This window comes from Mycobacterium sp. (genome assembly GCF_035499775.1).
Classification (GTDB): Bacteria; Actinomycetota; Actinomycetes; order Mycobacteriales; family Mycobacteriaceae; genus Mycobacterium.
The window spans coordinates 1-11,545 of the sequence record NZ_DATJYB010000277.1; the positions used below are offsets into that span (position 1 = coordinate 1).

Consider the following 11,545-nt stretch of genomic DNA (forward strand, 5'->3'; position numbering starts at 1 on the left):
CCCGCAACCACCCATCCAGCACAAACAACGCCGCCCCCGACACCGGCGAGCCGATCGGCGGCGCCCCCGACCCCGGCGCCAGCGGCGCACTGACCGCCGCATACCACGTCTCGGTCGGGCCGTAGGCGTTGATCATCACGCGCCCCGGCGCCCACCGGTCGACCAGCTCGGGCGGACAGGCCTCGCCGGCCATCACCAAGGCCACGGACTCCAACCCCGCCGTCGGCAATACCGCCAGCGCCGAAGGCGTCTGGGTCAGCACGCTGACCCGCTCGGCGCGCAGCACCTCGTGGAAATCCTGCGGCGAGCGCGTCACCGGCTCGGGGATCACCACCACCCGACCCCCGCGCAACAGGGCGCCGAAGATCTCCCACACCGAGACGTCGAAGGCCAGCGAGTGACTGTGCGACCACACCCCGGCGGCCGGCAGACCGCCGTTCAGCGAGCCGATCAGCGCGGTGACGTTGTGGTGTTTGACCGCAACACCTTTGGGGATTCCGGTGGTGCCCGAGGTGTAGATCAGGTAGGCGACGTCGGCCGGACCCGGCGGCGCCGTGACCGGTTGGGCGCGGACGCGGGGGTCAGCGATATCGATGATCGGCACGTCGTGCCCGTTCACCCGCCCGGCCAGCTCCGCGGTGGTCAGCACTGCCACCGGCGCGGCGTCACCGACCAGGAACCCGATCCGCGACGACGGCAGCGCCGGGTCGATCGGCAGATAGGCCGCGCCGGTCTTGAGGATCGCCATGATCGCCACGATCGCCTCGGCAGAACGCGAAAACAGCAGCGCCACACACTGTCCCGGACCCGCCCCCTGGGCGGCCAACAGCTGCGCCAACCGGTCGGCCGTCTGGTCCAGCTCGCGGTAGGTCAGCGACCGGCCTGCGCCGCTGACCGCCACCGCATCCGGGTCGCGCGCCACCTGCGCGGCGAACAGCTGCGGAATCGAGACCGGTGCCGCAGCGGTGGTCAACGCGGCCCGGTTCCCGATCTCCCGCAGCCAGGCGTACTCCGGCTCGTCGAGCAGATCCACCGACGACAACGACCGTCCCGGATCGGCGGTGATCGCCACCAGCACCCGCCGCAACCGCTCGACCAACGTTTCGATGCCGGCCGCGTCGAACACGTCGGTGCGGAATTCCACCCTGCCGCCGATCCCGGCGGGCGCACCGGTCTCGGTCCACTGTTCGGACAGGGAGAACGCCAGATCCATTCGGGCCGTGTGGGTGTCGATCGGCAGTGGGGTGACTTCCAGGTCGCCCAAGGTCAAACCCGCGGCCGGGTTGTTGTCCTGCAAGGGCAGGTTCTGCCAACCGAACAAGACCTGCACGAGCGGGTGATGGGTCAGGCTTCGGGTCGGGTTGAGCCGCTCCACCAGCAGCTCGAAGGGCACATCTTGATGCTCGAAAGCCTCCAGACTGCGCGTGCGCACCTGGGCCAGCAATTCGGCGATCGTGGGGTCACCGGCCAGGTCGACCCGCAGCACCAGCGTGTTGACGAAGAACCCCACCAGCTCGTCCAGTGCGGGGTCACGGCGGCCGGCGATCGGGAAGCCAACGGCCACATCGGAACTCGCGCTGATCTTGGACAGCAGCACCGCCAGCGCGGCCTGCACCACCATGAACGTGGTCGCGTTGTGTTCGCCGGCGACCCGGGCGACCTGGCGCTGCAGCTCGGCCGGCCAGTCCACGACCACACTGGCGCCGGCATGGTCGGCAACCGGCGGGTACGGCCGATCGGTGGGCAGGTCAAGATGTTCGGGCATGCCGGCCAGCGCGTTCTGCCAGTAGTCCAGCTCGGCGGAGATGCGGCTGCCGTTGTCGTCGAGTTCACCCAGCCGCGCCCGTTGCCACAGCGTGTAGTCGATGTACTGCACCGCCAAGGGCTTCCAGCCGGGGGCCTCGCCCGCGCAGCGGCTGGCATACGCGACACCCAGATCGGCGGCGAACGGCCTTAGCGACAAGCCGTCGGCCGCGATATGGTGCACCACGATCACCAACAGGTGTTCGTGCTCGGCGACACCGAAAAGTGTCGCCCGCAAAGGTATCTCGGCTGCCAGGTCGAACGCGTAGCAAGCGGCAGCGGAAACGGCCTCATCCAGCCGGCCTTCGGCCCACCCGGTCGCGGCTACCACGTCCCAGCCGAAGTCGGCCCGCTCGGCGGGGATCACCACCTGCTGCGGTGTTCCCTCGGGCGCCACGAACACCGTGCGCAGGCTCTCGTGGCGGCCGACCACATCGGCCAGCGCCGCACCCAGCGCGTCGACATCGAGCCGCCCGCGCAGCCGCAACGTCGCCGCGAGGTTGTAAACCGGTGAGGGCCCTTGCAATTGGTCGATGAACCAGAGCCGGTTCTGGGCGAACGACAGCGGAACCACCGCCGGCCGCTCACCGGCGACCAACGGCTCGACCCGACCCGTGCCCGCACCGATGCGGGGCGCCAACTGGGCGACGGCCGGCGACTCGAACACGGTGCGCACCGGAAGATCGGCTCCCAGTGCGGTATTGATCGCCGCGATCAGGCGCATCGTCGACAGCGAATCCCCACCCAGGTCGAAGAACGAGTCGTCGACTCCGACGCGCTCGATTCCCAGCACCTCGGCATAGATCCCGGCCAGGATCTGCTCGGTGGGGTTGGCCGGAGCGCGGTAGTGGCCGGCGTCCTGGTAGTCCGGAGCCGGGAGGGCGCGGGTGTCGAGTTTGCCGTTGACCGACATCGGCAGCGACGGCAACACCACGATGGCAGCCGGGACCATATAGGCCGGCAGTCGCTGACCCAGCCCGGCGCGCGCGTCGGCCGGATCCAGCGTCCCAGTGATGTAACCAACCAGACGTTTGTCGCCCGGGCGGTCCTCGCGGACGATCACCGCCGCCTGCTGCACCCCGTCCAAATCGCTGAGTGCTGCCTGGATTTCGCCGAGCTCGATGCGGTACCCGCGAACCTTGACCTGCTCGTCGGCGCGCCCCAGATAGTCCAGCTGTCCATCGGAGCGCCACCGCACCAAGTCCCCGGTGCGGTACATGCGTGTCCCCGGCTCGCCGAACGGGCACGCGACGAACCGCGACGCCGTCAACGGGCCCCGACGCCAATACCCGACGCCGACCCCGCGGCCGGCCAGATACAGCTCGCCGACCACACCGGCGGGCACCGGACGCAGCGATCCGTCGAGCACGAAGAACGCCGAACCCAGCACCGGCGAGCCGATCGGCGGCGCCCCCGCCCCCGGCTGCAGCGGCGCGCTCTTGGACGCCCAGACCGTGGTTTCGGTCGGGCCGTAGACGTTGACCATCACCCGGCCGGGCGCCCACCGCTCGACCAGTTCGGGCGGCAGCGCCTCGCCGCCGACCACCAAGGCCTCGGCTTCCAGCCCATCCGCCGGAAGCATCCGCAGCGCGGACGGGGTCTGAGTGAGCACGGTGACGTGTTCGCTGACGAGCAAGGCGTGGAAGTCCTTCGACGACCGGGCCACCGCGTCGGGCACCACTACCAGCCGCCCACCGTGCAGCAGCGCACCCCAGATCTCCCAGACCGAGAAGTCGAAAGCGTAGGAGTGGAACTGCGTCCACACCTGACCCGGCACCAGCGGCAGGCCGATCTGCAGCGAATCGAACAGCTGGGTGACGTTGCGCTGAGTGACCGCAACACCTTTGGGGACGCCGGTGGTCCCCGAGGTGTAGATGATGTGGGCGATGTGGTCGGGGGCCGGTGCCGGCAGCGGGACGCCTGGAGCGGTTACGTCCGCCATGACCGCGTCTACGACTTTTAAGACCTCTTCGACGTTTAAGACCGCCACGTCGAACCCGTCGAACCGGCCGGTCAGCGAAGACACCGTCAGCGCGGCGATCGGCGCGGTGTCGGCGAGCATGAACTCGACGCGGGCCGCCGGCAGCGCCGGGTCGATGGGCAGGTAGGCAGCGCCGGTTTTCAGCACCGCCACGATCGCGACGATCGCCTCGGCGGAACGCGGAAACAGCAGCGCCACAAACTGTCCCGGACGCACGCCGCGGCCGGTCAGCAGGTGCGCCAACCGGTCAGTGGTCTCATCCAGCTCGCGGTAGGTCCAGGAACGCTCGCCGCATACCAGCGCCACCGCCTCGGGGGTGCGGGCCACCTGCGCGGCGAACAACTCCGGAACCGAGGTCGCGGCCGGGGCCCCCTCGGTCAATGCCGCCCGGTTGCCCATCGCATCCAGCCGGGCATGCTCACCTTCGTCGAGCAGATCCACCGACGACAACCGCCGCGCCGGATCAGCGGTGACCGTCGCCAACAGCCGCTGCAACCGCTCGACCAACGATTCGACCGTGTCCGCGTCGAACACGTCGGTGCGGAATTCGACCATGACGCCGATCCCGGCGGGTTCGCCGCTCTCACCCCAGCGTTCGGCCAACGAGAGTGACAAATCCATCCGGGCGGTCTGGGTGTCCACCGGAAGCGGCGTGACCTCCAGGTCTCCCAGGGCCAGCCCGGCGGCCGGGTCACCGACCGGCCCGGGCATGTTCTGCCAGCCCAGCAGCACCTGGACCAGCGGGTGATGGGTCAGGCTCCGGGCGGGATTGACGCGCTCCACCAGCAGTTCAAAGGGCACGTCCTCGTGCTCGTAGGCGGCCAGGCTGCGTCGTCGCACCTGGGCCAGCAATTCGGCGAAGCTGGGATCGCCGGCCAGATCAACCCGCAGCACCAGGGTGTTGACGAAGAACCCGACCAGCTCGTCGAGCGCGGGGTCGCGGCGGCCGGCGATCGGGAATCCCACCGCCACGTCGCTGCTGGCGCTGACCTTGGACAGCAGCGCGGCGAAAGCCGCCTGAACCACCATGAAGCTGGTCGCGTTGTGCTCGCGGGCGACCCGGCGAACCTGCTGCTGCAACTCCGCGGGCCAGTCCACGGTCGCGCGGGCACCGCGGTGATCGGCGACCGGGGGGTAGGGCCGATCGGTGGGCAGCTGCAGCCGTTCGGGCATGCCGGCCAGCGCCTGCTCCCAGTAGTCCAGCTGGGTGGCGATGGCGCTCTGGCTGTCTGCCAGATCCCCGAACTGCTCGCGCTGCCACAGCGTGTAATCGACATACTGCACGGCCAGCGGCGGCCAACCGGGGGCATCTTGTCCCGCGCACCGGGCGGCATACGCCACGCCCAGATCTCGCACCAACACGTTGATCGACCAGCCGTCGGCGGCGATGTGGTGCACCACCGCCACCAACACATGTTCGTCCTCGGCGACACGGAAAAGCCTGGCCTGCAACGGGATCTGAGTGGCCAAGTCAAAGGTGCAGCGCACCGCGGTGCCGATGGCCTCGTCCAGCCGGCCGTCCGGCCACCCGGTCGCATCCACGACGTCCCAACCGAACTCGGCCCGCCCGGCGGGCACCACCAGTTGCCGGGGTATCCCATCGGTCGCCGCGAACAACGTGCGCAGGCTGCCATGTCGGTTCACCACATCGGCCAGCGCCGCCCCCAGCGCTGTGACATCAAGGCTGCCGCGCAACCGCAATGCCGCCGCGATGTTGTAAACCGGTGAGGGCCCTTGCAATTGGTCGATGAACCACAACCGGCTCTGCGCAAACGACAACGGGAGCACGGCCGGCCACTCGCCGGCCACCAGCGGCTCCGGCCGACCCGCGTCCCCGCCGATGCGCGGGGCCAACTGGGCGATCGTGGGCGACTCGAACACGGCGCGCACCGAAAGATCGGCGTCCAGCGTGGCGTTGACCGCGCCGATCAGGCGCATCGCCGACAGCGACTCCCCGCCCAGGTCGAAGAACGAGTCGTCGACCCCGACCCGCTCCAGCCCCAGCACCCGGGCGTAGATGCCGGCCAGGATCTCCCCGACCGCGCCGGTCGGCGCGCGGTAACGCCCGGCGTCCTGGAATTCGGGTGCTGGCAAGGCTTTTCGGTCAAGCTTGCCCGACGACGTCAACGGGAACTCGTCGAGCACGACGATGTGGGCCGGCACCATGTACTCGGGCAACCATCCGCTCAGCCGCTGGCGTAACGCGCTGATCTTGGTGTTGGCGTGCGGCTCGTTGGCATGTGCGCCCCGGTGGGCCCCGGCGGCAGGCAGGTAGAGGTCCGTCAGCGCCATTCTGGAAGCCGACGTCTCGGTGGACATGAAGACGGCGTCCAGGGTGCCGGGTTGAGCGCCCCAGGTGACGGCGACGTGATACCCGGCGGCTTCGCCGAGGCGGTGCAGTTCCTCGGCGGTGGCGGTGTCGGCTTTCGCGCCGGCCTGGGCCAGTGCGTCGGCCAGCGGCAGCCCGGCGGCGAGCGCCTGCTCCACGCGGACGTCGGTGATCAGCCCGGCGCGTGGGATGCCGGTGATGCGGACAGCGCTGTGCCGTTCGGACGTCAACCGGGTGCGCAGCCCGGTGGGCCCCGCACATTGGGCCCACGCCCAGGCGGGTGCGCCGGCCAGCGAACGTACCGGTGCGGGGCCCTTGTGGATGGTGACGTCGTAGCGGTACCGGTTCAGTTCGTTGTCGGCCACTCCGCGTTTGACCTGAATCCCGAGGCCGGCCACCCCCGGACGGTCCGTCGCCCAGGTGGTGAAAAACTCTGGGGCCAGCAACAATTCGGGTTCGCCGAGCATGGCGTGGTGGACTCGCTGCCGGATCTCGGCGGCTTCGGGGTCAGGGGTACGGGCCAGCGCGACGGCGGTTTGGAACGCCGCCTGCAGGGTGTGGTTGCGGACGTCGCCGATGAACACCGCCCCGCCGGGGGCCAGCAGCTCCATGACGTTGTCGACGACCTCGGCCAGATATCCCGCGTTGGGGAAGTACTGGACGACCGAGTTGAGAATGACGGTGTCGAAATAGCCCCGCGGCAACGCCTCGGTGACATGGGCGGGCTGGGCCAGAAACTCGACCCGATCACGCCACGGGAACTGCTGCACCGCGCGGGCCAGCTGCTCGATGGCAACCGCCGACATGTCCGTGCCGACATAGCGCTCACACTGCGGGGCCAGCTGCGACAACACCAAGCCCGAGCCGACGCCGATCTCCAGCACTCGCCGCGGCTGCAGGGCCGCGATGCGGTCCACCGTGGCCGAACGCCACTCCTGCATCTCCTCAACCGGGATCGGATCATCGGTGTAGCTGCTGTTCCAGCCTCGAAAGTCCATGCCGAACAACGGCATTCCGGTTTCGGCCCGGTAGAGCTCGTCGTAGATGTGCTGCCACTGACCGACGATCTCGTCGTCTTGGCCCGTGTCGGCGTGCTCGAGGGTGACGTAGGCGGTGAGGTGGGCGCCGGTGCTGCTCTGGTGTACGACGGCCGCGGCCCGGCCGACCTGCGGGCAGGCCAGCAGGGCGCTTTCGATTTCGCCCAGTTCGATGCGCTGCCCGCGCAGTTTGATCTGAGTATCGGCGCGGCCCAGATAGTCCAGGGTGCCGGCCGGGGTCCAGCGCACCAGATCGCCGGTGCGGTACATGCGCGCCCCGGTGTCTCCAAAAGGATTGGCGACGAACCGTTCTGCGGTCAAGTCGACCCGGCCCACATACCCGCGCGCCAGCGCGGGCCCGGCCAGATACAGCTCGCCGACCACCCCGGCCGGCGCCGGGTTCAGCCAGGCGTCGAGCACCAGCGCACGCACGCCCGGGATCGGGGTGCCGATGCTTACCGGCTGCCCCGCCGCCAGCGGCGCGTAGGTGACCCAGATGGTGGTCTCGCTGGGGCCGTAGCCGTTGAACATCCGCCGTTCTTGCGCCCACGCCGCCACCAACTCCGCCGGGCAGGCCTCCCCCGCCGTGAGCAGCGTGCCCACACAGTCCAACCGGGCCGGATCTAGTGACGACAACACCGTCGGGGTCAACACCGCCGCGTCGACCGCGTGGTCCTGCAGCAGCGCGGTCAGCGCCTCACCCGCGTAAACGTGCGACGGCGCGACCACCAATGCCGCACCCGACGCCGCCGCCCACACCATCTCGAAGATCGACGCGTCGAAGGTCGGCGACGCCACCATCAGCACCCGAGTGCGGGCTGCCAACCCGAACACGTCGCGTTGCGCTGCGGCCACCCCCAGCAGGCCGGCGTGGGTGACCGCCACACCCTTGGGCGTGCCGGTGGACCCGGAGGTGAAGATCACGTACGCGGTGTTGTCCGCTTCCAGCGCCGCCGGCCGGTCGGTGTCGGTGATCGTCTCCGCGCTGCACCCGGACACGTCCAGACCGTCGATTCGCAGCACCGGGCGGGCCCCGGCCGCGGGCATGGTGTCGACACCGCAGGTCAGCACGCACACCGCGGCCACCGCGTCCAGCACCGTGGCGATGCGCTCGACCGGATGGGCCGGATCCAGCGGCACATACAGCCCGCCGGCCTTGACCACGGCCCACCACGCGACCGTCAACTCCGCGCACCGGTCCATCGCGACGCCTACCGCACGCTCCGGACCCACTCCCGCGTCGATCAGCGTCCGAGCCAGCCGCGTCGACCACTGGTCGAGTTCGCGATACGAGATCTCCCGTGCGCCGTCGACCAGCGCCACCGCGTCCGGGTCGGCCGCCACCGCCGCGGCCAACAACTGCGGCGCCAGTCCCTCCGGCGCGTGCACACCGGCACCGGACCGCCCCGAAAGCACCAGATCACGCTCACCGGCATCGAGCAGATCGACCGACGACAGCCGGCGGGTGGGTTCGGCGGTCATGGCGGTCAACACCCGCCGCAACCGCTCGATCAGCGTCTCGATGCTGTCCGCGTCGAAGACGTCGGTGTCGTATTCGAGGCGAAGGCCGAGTTCGCGGCCCGGCAGCGCTTCCGCGGTCAGCGGGTAGTGGTTGTATTCGCGGTTGGTGAACTCGCTGATAGCCAACCCGTCGACTCCCAGCGGCGCGCCGGCATCGATCGGATAGTTCTCGTATACGAAAAGGGTGTCGAACAGCCGGTCGTGGCCGGTGACGCGGTGGATGTCGGGGAGCGCGAGGTGCTGGTGGTCGAGGGTGTCGTTGTGCGCGTTCTGCAGCTGGTCGAGCAGATTCGCGGTGGTGGTCGCCGCGGTGATGGTCGCCCGCACCGGCACCACGTTGATCAACAGGCCCACCATCGATTCCGCGCTAGCCACCTCCAGCTGGGCCACCCGGGACCGCGCGGTGCCGAAGGCGACGTCATTCCGGCCGGTCAGCGACGTCAGCAGCAACGCCCAGGCACCCTGCAGCACGGTGCTGAGGGTGGTGTGGCAGGAGCGCGCCAGCTCGCCCAGGGCCCGGGTGGTCTGCTCAGGCACCTGAACCGAGGCAAAACCGCGGCGGCCCAACCCCAACCGATCCTGTGGCCGATCTTGTGGGCCGACCAGGGTGGGGGTGTCGAAGTCGGCCAGCACCTCGCGCCAGGCCGCGCGGGCGGCGTCGACGTCGCGATCGGCCAGCCAGGTGAGGAAGGTCCGGTACGGCGCGGCCGGCGGCAGTGGGTGCCCGTAATAGCTGGCGAATATCTCGCGCAGCAGGATCGGCATCGACCAGCCGTCGAGCACGATGTGGTGATTGGTCAGCACCAGCCGGTGCCGGTCGGCTGCGGTGCGGATCAGGGCGGCCCGAAAGGCCGGCCGGTCGGCCCCCGAACGAGGTAGGTCGCAGACCGCGGCACGCTCGGCGGCGCAGAGCTGCTCGATCTGCTCGCTCGCGTCTTCGGCGTCAAGTTCGACGTAGCGCCACTCGACGACGGGATCGGCCGGGATGATCTGCACCGGCTCGTCGAACTGCTGGGAGAACCGGGCGGCCAGGTGCGGATGCCGGTTGACCACCGTATGCACCGCACTGTGCAGGCGGTGGGGGTCGAGTGCACCGGTCACGGTGAAGTCCAGCTGGACGGCGTACATGTCGTCGCTGGCCTGCGCGGTACTGGCGTGGAAGAGCAGCCCCTCCTGCAAGGGGGTCAGCGGGAGCACGTCGGCGATCCGGTACTGCCGCTGCAGCTCGTCGATCTCCTGTTGGCTCAGGCGGGCGGGCTCGATATCGGACGGGGTCAGCCCGCCGCCACCGGATTGCACGTGCGCGGCGATGCCGGCCAGAGCGTCGAACCACAACCGGCTCAGCCGGGTGATCTGCGCTTCGTCGAGAACCGAAGGCGCCCAAGACCATTCGGCGTGCAGCTGCAGACCGGTCTCGCTCTCGAAGGTGCCGGCGTTGAGCTCCAGGGTGTGGGCCAGCGGCATAGGTGTGGCCGCGGCGACGCCGGCAAGCGACAGGCTGTCCCGGTGGATCCGCCAGACATCCGCGTCGATCGCCGGAACGCCCAGGCGCCCCAGATAGTTGAAGCCGATCGCCGGGTCGGACCCGTCCAGGTCGACTTCGTTGTTCAGATACCGCAACGCGCCGTAGGTCAGCGGGTGCGGCAGGGCGCGGAGCTGTTCTTTGGCGTCTTTGAGCGCGGCCCCCAGCGCCGGGTCACCGGCGGCTACCTGCGCCCAGCGCAGACCACCGACATTCATCGCCACCGGGTATTTGGTGGTAAACCACCCCACGGTGTGGGTCAGGTCGACGTTGGCGGCCAGCTCGTCGTGACGGCCGTGGCCCTCGACGTCGATGCCGATCGCCGCGTCGCCGCTACCCAAGGTGCCCAGGAATTCCTTCACCGCCAGAGCGAACGCGATCAGCAGGATGTCCTGCACTCCGGCGTGGAACGCGGCCGGCACCTCGCCGAGCAGCATGCCGGTGGTCTCGGCGTCCAGCGAGAGCGACAGGTGCCCGGCGATTGCATAGTCGTCCAGGGCCGACGGCACCGACGGCGCCGCCGCCACCTGTTTCCAGGCGTCCGCCTGGGCGACGACTTGCGGCTGGTGGGCGTGCTCGGCCAGCAGCGACGCCCACCGCTGGAACGACGTCCCGGTCGTCGGCAATGCCACCTGCTGCCCGTCGAGGTGCTGGGCCCAGGCGATGTTGAGGTCTTCCAGCAGAATCCACCACGACACGGCGTCGACGGCCAGGTGATGAATGACCAAGACCAGCTGGCCGGTGTCGTCGAGCCAGAGCGCGCTCAGCATGGCCCCGGCGGCCGGGTTCAACCGCGACCGCGCCGCCGTCACCGCCTCGGCGGACAACACATCCACCGCCTGCAGGCAGTCGCGGGCGGCTACTGACCCCGGTTCGGGCACCGTCAGCGACCGATCGTCATCGACCCGCAGCCGCAGCATGGCGTGACGATCCAGCAAGGCCTGCAACATGATCAGCACATCGGCCTCGGTGGCCCCGGTGGGCGCCTGCACCAGCATCGTCTGGTTGAACTGGTCGGTCGGGCCGTTCACGTCGTGCAGCCACCGCATGATCGGGGTGGCCGTCACCGGTCCGACACCCTCGTCGATGGGGCCGTCGTCGGCTGCCGCGACCACCCGGGCGAGCCGGGCCACTGTTTGCTCGACGAAAATGTCGCGCGGCCGGCACATCAGGCCGGCGGCCCGCGCCCGCGCCGCCACCTGCATCGACAGGATGCTGTCGCCGCCGAGTTCGAAGAAGGAGTCGTTGATGCCGATGCGGTCGAGGCCCAGGACTTGGGCGTAGATGGCGGCCAGGGTGTGTTCGGTGGGGGTGCTGGGGGGGTGGTAGTCGGTGTGGGTGTAGTCGGGGGC

1 protein-coding gene is annotated in these 11,545 nt (G+C 69.7%); it reads right to left on the bottom strand.

The window, feature by feature from the left end:
- On the bottom strand, positions 1-11,545 hold an 11,545-nt coding region (locus VML93_RS17770), incomplete at both ends, for a non-ribosomal peptide synthetase (RefSeq protein WP_325612637.1).